Source organism: Acinetobacter sp. YH12058, from assembly GCF_013419805.1.
GTDB lineage: Bacteria > Pseudomonadota > Gammaproteobacteria > Pseudomonadales > Moraxellaceae > Acinetobacter > Acinetobacter towneri.
The window spans coordinates 67,371-83,745 of sequence record NZ_VOZL01000003.1 but is presented as its reverse complement, the minus strand read 5'-3'; the positions used below and the strand labels follow the sequence as shown (position 1 = coordinate 83,745).

Sequence of the window (16,375 nt, the reverse complement as noted above, 5' to 3'; positions counted from 1 at the left end):
TTCCACTAGGTCTAGAGGCTAAAGCGCATAGGCCCGATTGACTTTCCCTTTATGCCTGACCGCTTCAATGCATAAAGAGCCTATTTAAGACTACAAACCAACTGCCTGTAGCCATGGTGCTTAGATAAACCAATTATTTGGTCTACCCTTGCGAATCTTTTAGCCATTTTTTTTGCTGCTTGCTCAACTCAACTTTTTCAATCAACTCAGGTCGACGCTCTAAAGTCCGTTGATAACGCTGCAAAAACCGCCATTTTTCAATATTGGCATGGTGTCCCGACTTTAGTACTTCAGGGACATCCAAACCTTCAAAATGGTCTGGCTTGGTATATTGTGGGCAATCTAAAAGACCATCCACAAATGAGTCTTGCACATGAGATTGTTCATCAGACATTGCACCCGGAAGTCTCCGAATAATACTGTCCAACAACACCATTGCAGGTAGCTCCCCACCCGATAAAACGTAATCTCCAATTGACCATTCCTGATCAACATAGTTTTGGATTAAACGCTCATCGACCCCTTCATAACGACCACACAATACAATTAATCCATCATATTCAACGAATTGTTGTACTGCAGTTTCGTTTAAGGTTTTACCTTGTGGCGACATATACACCACAGGTACATGAACTGCTCCTGCTTGCTGTGCAAGCTGTTTGGCATGCTGGATTGCTTGCGCCAAAGGCTCTGCCATCATCACCATACCTGGACCACCACCAAATGGACGTTCATCCACCCTTTTGTAGTTGCCCTGTGCATAATCACGTGGATTAATGCAATGAATTTGCATCAATTCACGTTTTGCTGCACGTCCGCTAATACCGTAAGCTGTAATCGCTTCAAACATTTCAGGAAAAAGCGTAATGACTGCAAAAAACACCGCAGACTCCTCTATTTTCCTGCTCTGCGAATCCTGAAAGGATTAATAATCTACGCCCCAATTCACGTAGATGCGACCCGCTTCGAGATCAACGCGTTGTACCACATCTTTATGCCATGGAATCATACGCTCTTCGCCATCGACGCTATCGGCAGTTGCGCGAACCACCATCACGTCATTGGCACCTGTTTCAAACAGTTCATGGATTTGACCGAGGTTCACTTCTTGTTCGTCATCGTCCAGACCTAACACTGTTAGACCTTTTAAATCAGACCAATAATACTCGTCCACACCTGCTTGAGGCAGTTGCGCTTTTGAAATCCAGATATTTGCGCCAACCAAGTTGTCTGCTGCGGTACGATCACTCACACCTTTTAAGCTGACCACCAAGCCTTTGCCATGTGGTTTCCAACGTTTTACATCGACCATTTGCCAACCTGCTTTGGTTTCAATGTACCAAGGCAGGTAGTCAAATATGTTGCTCATGGGTTCTGTATTGGAATAAACCCAGAGCCACCCATTTAATCCATAAGCTGAACGTAGCTGTCCAATCTGAATACGATCTTCGGGCACATTCTGTGTTGGTGTCATGGGCTACCTACTACTTAATTTGTAAAAATTATGCAGCAGCTGCAGCTTTTTTAGCTTGAGCAGCTAAAGAAGCAACACGTTCAGACGGTTGAGCACCTTGAGCAACCCAGTGTGCAAAACGGTCAGCATCTAAACGAAGTTTTTCTGCTTTACCTTGCGCTGTTGGGTTAAAGAAACCGATACGTTCGATGAAACGACCGTCACGCGCATTGCGGCTGTCAGTTACAACGATTTGATAGAATGGACGCTTTTTAGCACCACCACGAGTAAGACGAATAACTACCATGATACAACCTTATAGTTTTTACGGATTATCCCTGCATCGACCATCGATACATTTCAAACCCCTTTCATAGAGGGCAGTATTTTACGTGAATTTCGCCCTGAATGAAAGATCAAATTTTAGGTTATCAGCAGTTAGAATTTATTTATCGGACCAAGCGGAACAAGTATCTGTTGTTACTGGTGAATCCTTACCTTTAAACCAGCATTGGCGCCCTGTAGAATCTATCGTCATAGCGCCAGTCTTAGCTTGGGAACCAATAGGTTTAGCAGTCAATACCCAGTTATGGGTGGGATCTATTTCTGTACTTGATAATTCTAAGCTGTATGTTGCAGAACCAGATTTAGAAATACTACTACTGCCATACACCTTTGTTAAATTCGCTCCATAAAATGAACCATTCGCTAATTTATAACTAGCCAATTTGTTCGCAATTTCCATTAGCTCAACTTGTGCCTCGACCCTCTTCGTTCTTTGCACATATTCCTGATATGAAGGGTAAGCAATAGCAGCTAAAATTGCGATTATTGCAACCACGATCATTAACTCGATTAAAGTAAGTCCTTTGTTTACTACCATTCTTCAACTCCTTGCCCTGTACAAGCAGTAAAAGATACATTGCTTTTTTCACGTGTTTTACACTTTAAACCATGGCTTGTGATTAAAAAAGTATACAACCTAGCATCATTGTTTACAGGGGATGCTTTCATAGACCATGCTGCACCTAAATCTGTAGTAAGTAAATTTGTGACCGTGGTTGAACTTATGTCTTTAATTTCAATTTTATATTTTGATCTTGCTGCATCTAAAGTAACATTTGGCACATAAATAACACTTAATGGGCTAGTTACCCCTTCATATAAATATTGAGGATTAAAATTTTTATATGAAAAATTTTTCGATTTATGTCTTTCCAATTGATCTGCTAATTTCAGCAACTCCTGTTGAGCTAAAGCCATATCTTTTTTACGCATGTACTCTTGATAACTTGGTAAGGCTATTGCAGCTAAAATAGCTACAATAACCACAACAATCATAAGCTCTATTAAAGTAAACCCTTTAATTCTAGATCCCATTAACCACCACCCTGAGCATACTGCTCATACCAACGATTAGGTATGAATTTTAAACCACTACCATAGTCTTTAATCTGAGTTACAGTCGTAGTGCCTCCTGTTGATCCAGTTCCATTTTTTTTATCTTCATTTAAGATCAAGAGAGAACGCTTATTATTATCTCCATCTCGACCTCCACCCATAATCGGTTCTCCGATACCTGCACCTAAGGTAATGAAAATATTATCTTTACAATGACCATAAGGTAAACAAAAGCGCTGTAAACTTGTCTCACCAGCAACACCTGCGCTACAGCTCCCTGTAGTTCCATCCTTAGATGCATCAAAAACAGGCACATAAAGATCTCCTTCTACAGCAACCAATGAAGCAAAACTCTTAAGTATTTGCTTACCTTTAGTTACCGTATTTGTCAGATTTTCCTCCTTGTTAAACAAATAATACCAACCACCATCTCCGTTTACTTTATTAATTACTGGTCGTTTACTGTTATCACTCGATATATCATCAGTAATTCGTGTGTCTAATAGACGTAATTTAGTCACCCCACCATTTGATGTATTTCCTAAGGTGCGAGTACCAAAAGTCGCCGTTGGATATTTAGTCGAATAGTTATCATAGTCATATACAACAAATACTCCATCGTAATCATCCGCTGTTGTCACACTTATATTTTTTCCATACAGTGGGCTACTTCTATTCCCTGATGCAAAACTTACAACAGCCACACCTTGAGAATGAATTGTAAATGTAGGTTCGGTATAAAAACGCTGCTTTGTCGAAGATATATCTAAAATTTTATTCACTTGGGAATTAAATTCGCCACTTGTTGGGTTAAAGTCTACACGGAAAGCTTGACCTTTTAGGTCAGCAAAATATAAATGATCCACCAATCCATCATTATTACGATCTACGGTTTTGATTGAACTTACAACACTATAATCCATACCAACACCGCTACCTTTTAATTTAATATTTCGGCTGCCAGTTGTTGTGTTCGTATAATTACCACTTACAGACCATAGCAAATCACCATTATCTGCATCAAACATATAAACACCAGCACCGATTTTATTTGTTTGATCATAGTTAGGCTTTTCATATCCTTCATAACCATTTCTTTTATCTTTAACCCAAACCCCACCAACAAGTTTAGTTGTGTATAAACCATCTCCGTCTGTACCACCAGCATCATAACCACCACCAACAAGCATCACCAACTTTCTAGTGCCGAACCAATTTACATATGCAAGTGTGGGTTTAGACCAACTTTGTCCCATGTATTGTAGTTCAGAAATGTCATGATACTTAGTTGTTGAACCATGTAAATAATGAATTTTTCGATTATTTGGGTCGATATGAAACTTAACCTGAGGTCTATCAATATTAGTAAGATCTAACGCATAATAGCTTCGCCCCCCCATACGCATACCACCATATACCCATTGTTTCCCTTCTATGTTAATTTTCTGCTCATTACCAAAATCATTAATAATTGTGCGAGAACCACCATTCACAGTTAACGTCCCATCAGTTTTACTTACATAAACTGTATGTGCAGTCCACTCCCCATCAATACCATAATATAATTTTTCTTTCCCACCTGAAGTGTTACCACTATCATATTTAAATGCTTCACTTTGATTTTCTATTATTTCTTTAGGTAAAAATGTAAATTTTTCTTTGCCTGTTTCTGCATCCAATACATGTAACAAGCCTTGTGTTGAGCCGAACAGAACATAATCTTCACGATTTGTAGTATCTACCGCCTTAGTTACTTTATTAACAAATGGCTTTCCAGACTGGGTGATTAAAATAGGATTTGAATGCAAAATAGCGCCTATTTGTGCTACACGGTCAGAAATACTAGTAGCTGCTAAACTCTGTAAGTCTTGCCCACCCGTTGCATTTTCATAGCCTAACAAGTTCATTAATTCTTCACGATATGGTGCTGTTGCATCTAAATTATATGAAGTCGAAATTGCCTGACGTTCAATTTGATTTGTGTCTGGATCAAATGAGCTCAACAGTAGATTTTGTCCAATTTGAGAATCTTTATATATAAAGTCAGTGAAAATTATGCGTTCTTTAGGGTTTAAGTCAGCATTGTAGCCTCGCATTAACTGGCTTAAAGCACCATAACGAAACGCAATTTCAGGCGAGCTATTATCAAATTGTGAGTTATTCCACTCTCCGATAACATTTTTAATTTCATCTTTTTGCATTACAGGCTCGGCACCACTTTTCGTGCCATATAAAGAACCATTGACCGCAAAATATTTTTTTAAATTACCGTACCATGTTTGCTGTTTTTGCCATGTGGCTACCTTGGGTACAAATTGTGGGAAATAACCATAAGGTTGTATAGCAGAGCTATTTAAGGCATCTACAGGTACAGTTGCTGTCCCAGTGCTTACCCCTGGAATCTCAGTCTTAACAGTTTTCAAGAATTGTGTAAAACTTTTTACGATATCACTTGCGTGTTGGCCAGAGTACCACCCCCCCTCACCCTGTTCACCCCAACGTTTAGCCTCCAACACATCATTTGATCCCCCATCGCCATTAAAATCTTTACCAAAACCAACCACAGCCGTTAAAATTTTTAAATTTTTTGGATTTGTTTTTTCATTTTTAAGCAATAAATGCTCATTAAGCTTACCTATACATGCCCAACCATTACGTTCATCATGGTAAGGTCCATCATTTCCCATTGGACTATCAGAGCAATCAAAACTTGTATTATCAAGAGCATTTCTCATCAGGTTACGCGCCGTATTGGTGGACCCACTTGGCTCTGGACGTCCGTCAGTTAAGAAATAGATACCTTGTGCACTACACTGCTTACTTTCTGCAGTCTGAGAGGAAATAGAAACGGGCGGAATATAATTTGAATTTGAGCTACTGTGCGTCCCCCCCCCTGTTTGAGTTCCTAATAAATAAGCTGCTGCTTCAGCATAAGCATAAGGTGTTGGAGTTCCCCCACTTGCATTCAAACCAACAATCATCCTAGCAAGATGTTTTCTATGGCTCTGAGTTACCCTATCAGAGAAAGGCCAATTTCCATAATTAATCGTGTATACCTCATCTAAACGCTTAGCTTCAGCATTAATACCACCCTTACTTCCAGAAAAAGTAGCTAGCCCTATATACAGCTCATCACCTAATGGTTTCAATTCGGAATCTTCAGCATCACCTAACAACGTCTGCAACAAACCCTTTTTTAATGAGTATATTCTGCGCATAACAGGATCTACCCCTGCTTTTTCACATTGATAATATGAGAGTATTTGCTTATCTATTACACCTACCTCTTCAGTCACATTTCTTTTAGTATACCCTCCTGGACAATCTGGTGAAGAATAGCTGGCTTCTGGATCCATTGTCATGCCCTCATAATCAATGAAATCCATACTGCCAGATTTATCTAACATCAATAGAACGGTGGTCGCACCAGCAGAAGCTGAAGGGGCTCTATAAATTTCAATATCACTTGCATTCACACCACTACACATAAGCGTTGTAATAGATGCTGCCAACACGCTGAATTTCGCCTTATGTAAGGCAGTACGATTCAAAATTTTACTTGATTTCATTTTATATCTCCTACCTTAATTGACTTGTCTAAGTTGATATTCCATTTCTTGACTACTATATGGAACATTCAACTCTGCTAAACAATCTGTAACGCTATTCAATGTATTTCCTGCAACTACAACATTAAAACTAGGAAAGTTCATCACACACTTGTCAATTTCTTCTCTTTTTGCACTTGAAAGATTTGGTAAATATGAAATTGCGCTCACCATTATTGTACCAATATCTTTACCACCATAAGTATCAGAGTCAGAACCCTCATATTTGTGCGTCCAATCCTTACGATTCTCTGTAGCAGACCGAACCCCTACTCGAGTCATCACTGCATTTCTATTAGACACATAGTCATTACTTTTATTGCTCTTACAATACCCATCCTGACCTAAATCATTTTTTTTAATTGTTGAACCTTGCCAATAAACGATACTTGCTTTTCCTAAATTATATTTATCTGTTGACTCATTCTTACGCACACAATAAACAAGTTCTTTACCCTTGTTTTCATTCTTATTCGCAAATCCAATCATGCCATTATCAAGCTGTAATTCAGCAATCTTCAATGCATCATCGGTATATGCTTCCAGTTGAAAGAAAATAGCATCAGAGTTCTGTACCAATAAAGACTGTGCTTGAGCATTAGTAGTAATATTCAATGAGGTAATCGCCCCCCTAATTGCCCAAGTCCCCACAATCATTATCAGCAACAATAAAACCAAGACCACAATTAAGGTATTGCCTGTATGTTTTGTTCTCATGGCTTACTCCGCTTGATTTTTCACACCAAAACCATTACGCAAAGCAATTGTTTGAGTAATAACTTGTCTTATATATTTAGAATTACTATTGTGGGAAATGAGTTCTTTGTTCACCAAATCCAATACAGTAAAGCTTGTTTTGTCTGTACCCTTAGAAACTGCTTCAGGTGATCGCAATAAAATCCCCATTTGTATAGAAACAATCTGAGGCTTATCTGCAAGTTTTTTATATTCGGAAGGTGAAACATATGCAAACTGGTCCATCACCCCATCTGGAGAAACTCCCGTGTCTTTAGCAATACCAAATAGCACTCTAAAGTGTTCAACATTAGGTATTAGCATTTCGCCATCACCCGACAAATTAAATACAGTTTCATTATCTCCTGAATACTCATAAGCTTTACACCGTAATGAAAATGACTTAACACCAGATGCATTTTCCTCTTTTACAAAATAGCGCTGCACAACAAATTGATTAGGAAGCACCCGCTTTCCTTCACAATTGTATTGACTACCAATAGTATTTTTATATTGAATGACCAACTGATCACTCTTAAGATCTTTTAAATTACTAGGCCCCACTGCTGAAGTTGTCAAAAAACTTTCTAACTGAGTTCTAACATCATCGGACAAAGTGGATGCAACAGATGTAAGGTTTTCAGCTTTTAGAACGATACCACCATGCTGAGTATCTACAGTCATGGCTGCCTGATTAGAATCGATATTAGAACGACGAATATCTTTAACAATATAATCTAGACCAAATATCCCACTATTTTGTATATTTGCCGCACCTTGCTGAAAGTTTATTCCCTGATTTGCTGTAACAAATACCTGAATTGCTGCAGCACTAATCAACAAACCTAAAGTCAATGCAATCATAAGCTCAAGTAATGTAAAACCACGTACTGTATTCATGTTCCGTATGCCTCCATCACCAAACAAGTCGCTCCAGCTACATAAACCCCATCACTCATACAGGCAGATACATTCGTTGCACTAATTATTGTATTTCCCCAAGCGATATACACACACTCACGATCCCCTCCCTGACATCTATCTATTACAAGTTTCATCCCAGCTTGTCTAGCAGCTCCAAGCACCTGACTCACATCGTAAGACACCATCTCAGCACGATTACACATCGGTGTTGTGCTAATTGTTGTCGCACTGGAATCAGCTACCTTACAAGCCTTAGGCTCTCCAGAAGAAGAACCATTAATTTTTGTTTTATATTCAACCAATTGTGTTCTATTTACTCTTATTCTTTCAGCAAGATCTCTTGCCAAAGACATTGCTACAGTTCTATCACTCGCCTCCTGCATCGCATCTAGCGCCCTAAACTGCAATGCAGAAAAACCTAATACAGCAATGGAAAGTAAGACCAAAGACACCAATACCTCTATCATTCCAACACCTAGCTGATATTTAGTATTCATGTGCAACTCCCCACTTTTTCTTTTGTTTCAATGTTACTAATCAAGCCACTTTTGAATATTTTTATTGACTTAATCTCTCTCACCTTCTCATGACATAATTCAAACACCAAATCTTCCGTATCCTGCCATTCGATAATTAACTTTGGATTAGTTAATGGGTCTTCATCCAAATTTGGATCGTAATTAGGATTCCTTACATATCTTTTAAGTGAAGTTGTTCTTTTATTTGCTAAACCTACAGGTGAAAAAGTAATACCTTCAGGAGTTGCTTTTGCAAGAACATGGATTTGATCATTACCAGGCAACCAGTAAAACTGATGGTCTGTGTTTGTTGTATCTTTAAATTCAAGTGAAACTTCTTTTCGCAAAGCAATCGCCGTTCCACGTACTTTAGCCATCGTTTGAGCTAACTCTCTTGCACTTGTATCTAGTTGTTTTTTATACACTAAAGGCATAAGACTCGGAGCCGCCATCATCACGATAATTGCCATCACCGCAATCGTCACCATCAACTCAATTAAGGTGAACCCGTTTTCTTTTTTTCGCATACTCCCCCCAAGACACAGACTTTGCCCTATTAAAAATAGTAACCAACAACTTTACAAAACCCTCACACTTCAGGATAAAAGGCATAAAAAAGCAGATAACCGTCATTCAACGGTTATCTGCCTATTTTTAATCAGTTTTTTAAAGTGTTATATGCTTCGCAGTTTAAGCCTGTGTTACAGGAATACGTAACTCTTTGGGCAAACTAAAGGTAATATTTTCTTCACGTCCAGCCAACTCTTCAGGTGCTGTTGCGCCCCAATCCTGCAAGCGTTGAATCACCTGTTTAATTAAAATTTCAGGTGCAGATGCGCCCGCAGTCACACCAATTTTTGTATTTGCTTTAAACCATGCTTGGTTTAATTCATCGGCATTATCCACCAAGTAGGCTTGTTTCCCCATACGTTCAGCCAACTCACGTAAACGGTTAGAGTTAGATGAATTTGGCGAACCCACCACCAACACCACATCACATTGATTGGCTAAGTCGCGCACTGCGTCCTGACGGTTTTGAGTAGCATAACAAATATCGTCTTTACGTGGTCCTTGAATATTCGGATATTTTTGGCGCAAGGCATCAATTACTTTGGCAGTATCATCAATCGACAAAGTAGTTTGCGTCACAAAAGCCACTTTATCTGGATGCTGAACCACAAGTGCAGCCACATCATCTTCATCTTCTACCAAATAAATTTCGCCGCCATTTTTCTTATCGTACTGACCCATCGTCCCTTCAACTTCGGGATGTCCTTCGTGACCAATTAAAATCGCCTCTGTGCCTTCACGCGCATATTTGGTGACTTCAATATGTACTTTGGTGACCAACGGACAAGTGGCATCAAACACTTTTAAGCCACGACGCTCCGCTTCTTGCTGCACTGCTTTAGATACGCCATGTGCACTAAAAATCACGATATTGTCATCTGGTACTTCATCCAGCTCATCGACAAAAATCGCACCGCGCTGACGCAAGTCATCTACCACAAATTTGTTGTGAACCACTTCGTGACGCACATAAATAGGTGGGTTAAAACACTCAAGGGCACGATTTACAATCGCAATTGCTCGGTCTACACCTGCACAAAAACCACGTGGATTCGCCAATACAATTTCCATAGAACCCTCTATGTTGAAGTTAAATAGGTGGGATGTTTTAAAATTTATGCCAACAAAAGCCATCTTGGCTATTTTGTTTAAGGGGCGTCTACTCTAAAATAGAGAAGATATTTTATCATATCAGGAAAAATATCATGTCGGGTCTATTGTTTGTCGTTTCTGCCGCTTCAGGAACAGGCAAAACATCCCTCGTTAAAGCCCTGCTTGAGCGTGTGAATAATTTACACGTTTCAGTTTCTCACACAACACGTGGTCAACGTCCCGGCGAACTCGATGGTGTGCATTATCACTTCACGCAAAAACAAGATTTTATCGACTTGGTAGAACAAGGCGGTTTTATTGAGTATGCAGAGGTGTTTGGCAATTATTACGGCACCGCGCAAGCGACGGTTAAAGAGCAGTTAGCCAAAGGTCACGATGTGTTACTTGAAATTGACTGGCAAGGCGCTCAGCAAGTACGCAATCTTTTTCCTGAATCGAAGCAAATTTTTATTCTTCCACCAAGTCAGTTTGATTTACGCGAGCGTTTGTCTAACCGTGGCACCGATGCAGTCGATGTAATTGAACATCGTCTAGGCTGCGCAGTTGAAGACATGCAACAATATGTCAATTTTGACTATGTGATTATTAATGATGACTTTAATAAGGCTCTGCACGATTTAGAATCGGTGATTACGGCTAATCGTTTGGTGATGGCGCAGCAGGCACATCGTCATCAAGCCTTGATTCAAAAGTTAATTAGCCCGCCAAGCGCGTGATTAAAACTTGAGTCTATAAGCAAAGCACCTTATACTGCACAGTCTGTTTAAATTTATTATTCGAACGAGAATTCTTATGGCACGCGTTACCGTTGAAGATTGTTTAGACCATGTAGACAACCGCTTTGAGCTTGTACTAGTGGCAAGCAAGCGCGCGCGTCAATTGGCACGTCAAGGCATAGAACCTACCGTTGAGTGGGACAACGACAAACCTACCGTTGTTGCTTTACGTGAAATTGCAGAAGGTCACGTTTCTAAAGACATTTTGAAACAACGTGATCAAGACTATCAAACTTCGAGTCTTGACCTTGCACTTTCTGCAAATAATTTGAATTTAGATGGTTTTTCTTTCCAATAAGAACAACTTTCTAAAAAAGCCTAGTTTTTTACTAGGCTTTTTTGTTGTCTGAACTTTAATCTTGCGCTAAAAACCGTTATAACATAAGGATTAAGACCACAGGGTCTGTTGACATTTCATAAATGGTTTGCGCTGTAGGCTAAAACTGAGCAGATCAGGCATGAAACGAAGGGAATAGCGAGACTATTGCCAAGTTTCATAACGCAATCTGAGAAAGTTTTAGCCACAGTCCTTCGGAACGAGCATATTTTTTGCTGCTATTGCGTTATGAGTCAGTCATTTAGAATGACTAAATTTCCTGTCTCATGCCTTATATCAGCTAAAAAACCTTGCGAGATATATCTCTCACGTCGCAAACATAGACGAAGTGTCAACAGACCCTAATTTAGTGCCAAATTTATCACTATTTTGGCATGAAAAAAATTGACAAGTCATGCAATATGCTTTTCATTATAAGGTCTAACTGTAGATTCGTTATCACTTGTATTTTAAAGGGTGTTATATGCCAGGCACGATGGTCAGCCAAGCCAAACAACAGCTTCAAGCCATGATCGAACCTTACCTTAGCGTAAGTGAAGTCGAACAGGTGCTTACGGCTTGCGATTATGCCGAGCATGCGCATGATGGCGTTACCCGTAAAAGTGGTGAACCGTATGTGTTACACCCGATTGCGGTCAGTTGTATTTTGGCGCACATGCGTTTGGATGCCGACACGCTCATTGCTGCCCTATTGCATGACGTCATTGAAGATACTGACTACAGCAAAGATGACATCACAGAAAAATTTGGACGCACCGTTGCCGAACTGGTCGATGGTGTGACCAAACTTAGCCATTCCAGCGACAAGGAATACAACAAAGCCGCATCGTTCCGTAAAATTCTGCAAGCGACCTTACAGGATCCACGTGTCATTATTGTGAAACTGGCAGACCGCTATCACAACATGACCACTTTAGATGCGCTGCGACCAGACAAACGCGCACGTATCGCCCAAGAAACCTTTGATGTATTTGTACCCATGGCACGTATCGTGGGTATGAATGAAATGGCAGATAACCTCGAACATCTGTGTTATCAAAATCTTGATTTAGATATGTATAACGATGTGCAAGCCGCCCTTTTGCACACCAAGCCAAAACGCTGTGAATACCAGTCCAAATGGGAACAAAACCTTGCCGACCTACTGCAAGACAATCAAATTACCGGTCGGATTAAAAAGAAAAATAACAATATTGAATTACTGCGCCACTTTGTTAAAAACGATATTGATCTACAAGAACTGACCCACAGCCACGCCTTTGAAATTATTTTACAAAGCATTGCCGACTGTGACCGTTTGGCCGATATTTTACGTGACAGCTTTCAGGTCTTGCATTATGAAGATCATATCCGTCGCCCTCTGCCAGGCGGTAACCAATCACTCATGATGCGTCTAAAAGGTGAACAAACCACCTTATCACTCACCATTCAAACTGAATTGATGCGTAAAGCCGCACGTTTTGGCGTAGTCTTGGGTGAAAACGCACCGCAAGCCTGCCGTTCTGCCATTCAAGCCTCTATGAAAAGCTTGAATGTGTTGATTGATGGTGAATGTGCCAAAACTACATTTAGCGATTTACTGGATTATCTGCACCAAGAGAAAATTCATGTTTATACCCCGCACGGACATTTACATGAATTGCCGCAAGGTGCCACCGCTGTTGATTTTGCCTATGCAGCCAGTTTGTTCTTAGGTAACCACGCAGTCGGTACAAAAATTAATGGTGAAAGCAAACCACTTTCGACGCCACTCATCAGCGGGCAAGTGGTCGAAATCATCACCGATGTTTTAGCCACACCAAACCCAGACTGGCTGAGTTTTATTAATACCCAAAAAGCCCGTCGTGCCTTACAAAACATTCTGCGCGATCAGGATATTGAAGAACAGCGTTTGGTGGGTCAGCAAGCCCTGAACCGTGCACTAAAATTATTTAATCACTCGATTCAAGACCTGACCGAAGCCGATTGGTTAAATGTGTTGCAATGGCGTCATATCGACTCCAAAGACCGTTTATTTGAGCAAATTGCAGTGGGTGATTTATTGCCGCAGTTGGTGGCAAATCACATTTACGCACTCGATCAGGACAGCAACGAACATTCTGACCGTCTGATTCAAGGCACAGAAGGCATTGATGTGAAATATGCGCACTGTTGCAACCCGGTGCTGGGCGACCCGATTCAGGGCAACTTGTCACGTCGCGGTTTGATTGTGCATCGTGCGCGTTGCAATAACTTACTGCATGAGCAACATCAACATCCTGAAAACATCATGCCACTACAATGGACTTCTGAAGATGTCGATGACGTGAGTTTTACCGCTTACCTCAGCATTGATATGGATATGAATGACGAACAAATTTCCGATTTGATCTATCAATGTCGTAAGGCCAAAACGGGTGTGGAAATGGTACGCAGCCACGATGGCAAGACTCATGTGAATATTGTGGTGAATAACCGTAAGCAAATTGCAAAAATCATTCGTGATTTGCGTATGCATTATGGCTTCCCACGGATTAGCCGTTTAGCACGTCCAATTAGCATTGCCGAAGAAGCCAAAGCCTGTTAAGGGCTTGGCAAGGCAATTTGCCTACACAGTACAGACACTACTTTTCGCATTAGTTACCAATAAGACTACTGTGATGCAGTCTGATGGTCTATGATGTTTATAAATTATTTTAGGAGAAATCAATGTCTCGCCAAGTCATCCATACTGAAAATGCACCTGCAGCAATTGGTACTTACTCTCAAGCCATTTTAGTGGGCAATACGGTTTATTTATCAGGTCAAATTGGTTTAGACCCGTACAGCATGGAATTGGTAGAAGGCATTGAAGCGCAAATTCGCCGCGTATTTGATAACTTAAAGGCCGTTTGCGAAGCGGCGGGTGGCTCTTTGGCCGATATTGCCAAGCTCAATATTTTCCTGACCGATTTATCACACTTCCAATTGGTCAATCAAATTATGGGTGAATACTTTGCACAACCTTACCCTGCGCGTGCAGCCTTAGGTGTGGCCAGCTTACCTAAAGGCGCTTTAGTTGAAATGGATGGCGTGGTGATTATCAACTCATAAGTCATTATCATTCAAATACTTAAAAACAAATAAACGATGCCACCTATTAAGTGGCATTTTTTAATTCAAAAACCCAATTACATTAAATGGCTTTTCAAATGATTTTTATTGACAAACGATAATAATTATCAATAATAACTCTTATCTTATTTCATTATTGTGGTTGCATTCATGTACGTTTGCTTATGCCGTGGTATTACAGATCAAGACATTAAAGAAGCCGTTGCCAATGGTGCAGACAGCTATCGTGAAATTCGCGATATGTTTGACTTAGGCACTTGCTGTGGTCGCTGTGCACCTGAAACTCGTGCCATCATCAGTGATGAAATTGCTCAAATTGCGTCTCGTCTCGCCATTGCTGCATAAATCTCATATTTTCTAATACATTTCCCCACATTTAGTTATTTAAATTTTTACCGTGTTTTTCCTCCCCCGCTTCCGACTACAGCGGGTTTTTCTTGTCTTACATTTCTTCACACCACCTAGCTAATTGTTTTTGATTGCGATTTTCATTTGCCGTTCTATAAATCACTCGCCATTTTGCCCAGTCTTGTTTAAGATAGAAATATAGATTGCCTTAAGCGGTTTAAGGCAGAAATTGTTGATGGAGTGCTGCAATGAAAGGCAATCGTGATGTGATTAATCAACTCAACCAAGTTTTGTATCATCACCTGACTGCAATTAATCAATATTTTTTACATTCACGTATGTTTAATGATTGGGGCATTGAACAACTCGGCTCGGCTGAATATAAAGAGTCGATTCGTCAAATGAAACATGCTGACAAAGTTATTGAACGTATTTTATTTTTAGAAGGGCTACCAAACTTACAACACTTGGGCAAATTGTATATCGGTCAGCATACAGTTGAAGTGCTGAATTGCGATGTTCGTAAAGTCCAAGAAAATATTGAAGCGATTCAAAAAGCGGTAGTTTTAGCAGAGCAACAATTGGACTATGTAACCCGTGATTTGGTTCAGGAAATTTTAGAGAAAGAAGAAGAATATTTAGATTGGGCAACGACACAGCTTGATTTGGTTGAAACTGTGGGTATTGAAAACTATATTCAAAGCCAACTCTAAGATTCATCTGGTTTAGATAACTCAAAAGACTGGTTTTCCAGTCTTTTGTTTTTTGGGGCACTTTACCTAAAATTCAGTATCTTGCCTATCTCTAATGAAGAAGCTCTCAATATCAATATATTTTACTTATGCGCATTTTAAATTCTTGGATTTATAAAAAAGTATTTATAACGCAAAAAAATGTTTCATGGGTTGCATCTGTTGATGCAATATCCGAATAATAAAAATTCCATAATCCTGTTTTTTATAAAAAATAGCATGTTGATGATGATCGTGACGGCGTATTCCCTCGCCAATATCTACACATGCATAACCAATCAGCGGTGAACTCACTAACAAATGAAAGGTATTTTCCAAATGTTGTGTGTATTGGTCAGCTTGAGCTACACCAAAATTAAGTAAGGTGTATTCATAAATAGCAGTGAAGTCATCGACAGCTAAATTTGATAGCTTATACACGATGCTTCTGCTTCACTTGAGCCGCAATATCTTTTAGGCTAAGTGTACTTTCTCCACTGTTCTCACCTGCTTCAATCGCTTGCTTTAAAGCTGCAGTTTGATTTTCTTGCTGCTCCAATAATCTTAGTGCAGATCGCATCACTTCACTGGTTGAACCATAACGTCCAGATTCAATCAGTTTGCTCACGAAGTCATCGAGTTGTGGGCCAATTGTTACACTTGTAGTTCTCGCCATCAGCATGCCTTATTGTGTGAATAGATCATACAATTCTAACACAACTCCCTTTATCTGAACAAAATTTCAGCATCTCTTTAAATTTTCGCACA

At 39.9% G+C, this 16,375-nt stretch carries 19 protein-coding genes; 6 read left to right on the top strand and 13 right to left on the bottom strand.

Annotated elements, in window-relative coordinates; translation table 11 throughout:
* Positions 1 to 142: 142 nt before the first annotated feature.
* The 11 genes from trmD to ispH all read right to left on the bottom strand — a co-directional run bounded on the left by trmD (position 143) and on the right by ispH (position 10,280).
* Entirely contained in the window at positions 143 to 883 is a 741-nt protein-coding gene (gene trmD, locus FTU09_RS03010) for a tRNA (guanosine(37)-N1)-methyltransferase TrmD (protein WP_180079521.1), read from the bottom strand.
* Between the two features lie 42 nt (positions 884 to 925).
* A complete protein-coding gene (gene rimM, locus FTU09_RS03005) occupies positions 926 to 1,474 on the bottom strand; it encodes a ribosome maturation factor RimM (RefSeq protein ID WP_180079519.1) in 549 nt (182 codons plus the stop codon).
* 28 nt (positions 1,475 to 1,502) lie between these two features.
* A complete protein-coding gene (gene rpsP / locus FTU09_RS03000; protein ID WP_004974526.1) occupies positions 1,503 to 1,760 on the bottom strand; it encodes a 30S ribosomal protein S16 in 258 nt (85 codons plus the stop codon).
* A 138-nt stretch (positions 1,761 to 1,898) separates the two neighbouring features.
* On the bottom strand, positions 1,899 to 2,336 hold the full coding sequence (locus FTU09_RS02995; protein ID WP_168526208.1) for a type IV pilin protein: 438 nt from the start codon (positions 2,334 to 2,336) through the stop codon (positions 1,899 to 1,901).
* Complete coding sequence (locus FTU09_RS02990) at positions 2,330 to 2,833, bottom strand: type IV pilin protein (RefSeq protein WP_180079517.1); 504 nt, start codon at positions 2,831 to 2,833, stop codon at positions 2,330 to 2,332. The genes FTU09_RS02995 and FTU09_RS02990 overlap by 7 nt, the downstream gene beginning before the upstream one ends.
* Positions 2,833 to 6,423: a hypothetical protein gene (locus FTU09_RS02985; protein ID WP_168526212.1), complete on the bottom strand. Its 3,591-nt coding sequence runs from the start codon at positions 6,421 to 6,423 to the stop codon at positions 2,833 to 2,835. Before FTU09_RS02985 ends, FTU09_RS02990 begins: the two co-directional genes overlap by 1 nt.
* 15 nt (positions 6,424 to 6,438) lie before the next feature.
* Positions 6,439 to 7,179, bottom strand: coding sequence for a hypothetical protein (locus FTU09_RS02980; RefSeq protein ID WP_168526214.1), 741 nt, complete (start codon positions 7,177 to 7,179; stop codon positions 6,439 to 6,441).
* A 3-nt stretch (positions 7,180 to 7,182) separates the two neighbouring features.
* Positions 7,183 to 8,097, bottom strand: coding sequence for a PilW family protein (locus FTU09_RS02975; RefSeq protein ID WP_168526216.1), 915 nt, complete (start codon positions 8,095 to 8,097; stop codon positions 7,183 to 7,185).
* Positions 8,094 to 8,618 (bottom strand): type IV pilus modification protein PilV, encoded by a 525-nt coding sequence (pilV, locus tag FTU09_RS02970; protein ID WP_168526218.1) that lies wholly within the window; start codon positions 8,616 to 8,618, stop codon positions 8,094 to 8,096. Before pilV ends, FTU09_RS02975 begins: the two co-directional genes overlap by 4 nt.
* Positions 8,615 to 9,166 (bottom strand): prepilin-type N-terminal cleavage/methylation domain-containing protein, encoded by a 552-nt coding sequence (locus FTU09_RS02965; protein ID WP_168526220.1) that lies wholly within the window; start codon positions 9,164 to 9,166, stop codon positions 8,615 to 8,617. Before FTU09_RS02965 ends, pilV begins: the two co-directional genes overlap by 4 nt.
* A gap of 163 nt (positions 9,167 to 9,329) precedes the next feature.
* Positions 9,330 to 10,280: a 4-hydroxy-3-methylbut-2-enyl diphosphate reductase gene (gene ispH, locus FTU09_RS02960; protein WP_004974515.1), complete on the bottom strand. Its 951-nt coding sequence runs from the start codon at positions 10,278 to 10,280 to the stop codon at positions 9,330 to 9,332.
* A 134-nt stretch (positions 10,281 to 10,414) separates the two neighbouring features.
* Between ispH and gmk the strand changes: the two genes are divergently transcribed.
* The 6 genes from gmk (at position 10,415) to bfr (ending at position 15,589) form a co-directional block, all read left to right on the top strand.
* A complete protein-coding gene (gene gmk / locus FTU09_RS02955; protein WP_004974513.1) occupies positions 10,415 to 11,038 on the top strand; it encodes a guanylate kinase in 624 nt (207 codons plus the stop codon).
* Positions 11,039 to 11,114: 76 nt separating this feature from the next.
* Positions 11,115 to 11,396 carry a DNA-directed RNA polymerase subunit omega gene (gene rpoZ / locus FTU09_RS02950; protein WP_004809957.1) on the top strand — a complete coding sequence of 94 codons (282 nt, stop codon included), beginning with the start codon at positions 11,115 to 11,117 and terminating at the stop codon, positions 11,394 to 11,396.
* 502 nt (positions 11,397 to 11,898) lie between these two features.
* Complete coding sequence (locus FTU09_RS02945) at positions 11,899 to 14,001, top strand: bifunctional (p)ppGpp synthetase/guanosine-3',5'-bis(diphosphate) 3'-pyrophosphohydrolase (protein ID WP_180051808.1); 2,103 nt, start codon at positions 11,899 to 11,901, stop codon at positions 13,999 to 14,001.
* Positions 14,002 to 14,123: 122 nt separating this feature from the next.
* A complete protein-coding gene (locus FTU09_RS02940; RefSeq protein ID WP_004809961.1) occupies positions 14,124 to 14,507 on the top strand; it encodes a RidA family protein in 384 nt (127 codons plus the stop codon).
* A gap of 171 nt (positions 14,508 to 14,678) precedes the next feature.
* The gene (locus FTU09_RS02935) at positions 14,679 to 14,873 is read left to right on the top strand and encodes a bacterioferritin-associated ferredoxin (RefSeq protein ID WP_131260630.1); all 195 of its coding nucleotides are present in this window, start codon (positions 14,679 to 14,681) and stop codon (positions 14,871 to 14,873) included.
* 251 nt (positions 14,874 to 15,124) lie between these two features.
* Complete coding sequence (gene bfr, locus FTU09_RS02930; protein WP_180079515.1) at positions 15,125 to 15,589, top strand: bacterioferritin; 465 nt, start codon at positions 15,125 to 15,127, stop codon at positions 15,587 to 15,589.
* A gap of 165 nt (positions 15,590 to 15,754) precedes the next feature.
* Here bfr and FTU09_RS02925 read toward each other — a convergent pair whose 3' ends face one another.
* Positions 15,755 to 16,048: a type II toxin-antitoxin system RelE/ParE family toxin gene (locus FTU09_RS02925; protein ID WP_070153485.1), complete on the bottom strand. Its 294-nt coding sequence runs from the start codon at positions 16,046 to 16,048 to the stop codon at positions 15,755 to 15,757.
* On the bottom strand, positions 16,041 to 16,283 hold the full coding sequence (locus FTU09_RS02920) for a type II toxin-antitoxin system ParD family antitoxin (RefSeq protein WP_019836164.1): 243 nt from the start codon (positions 16,281 to 16,283) through the stop codon (positions 16,041 to 16,043). Before FTU09_RS02920 ends, FTU09_RS02925 begins: the two co-directional genes overlap by 8 nt.
* Positions 16,284 to 16,375 lie beyond the last annotated feature (92 nt).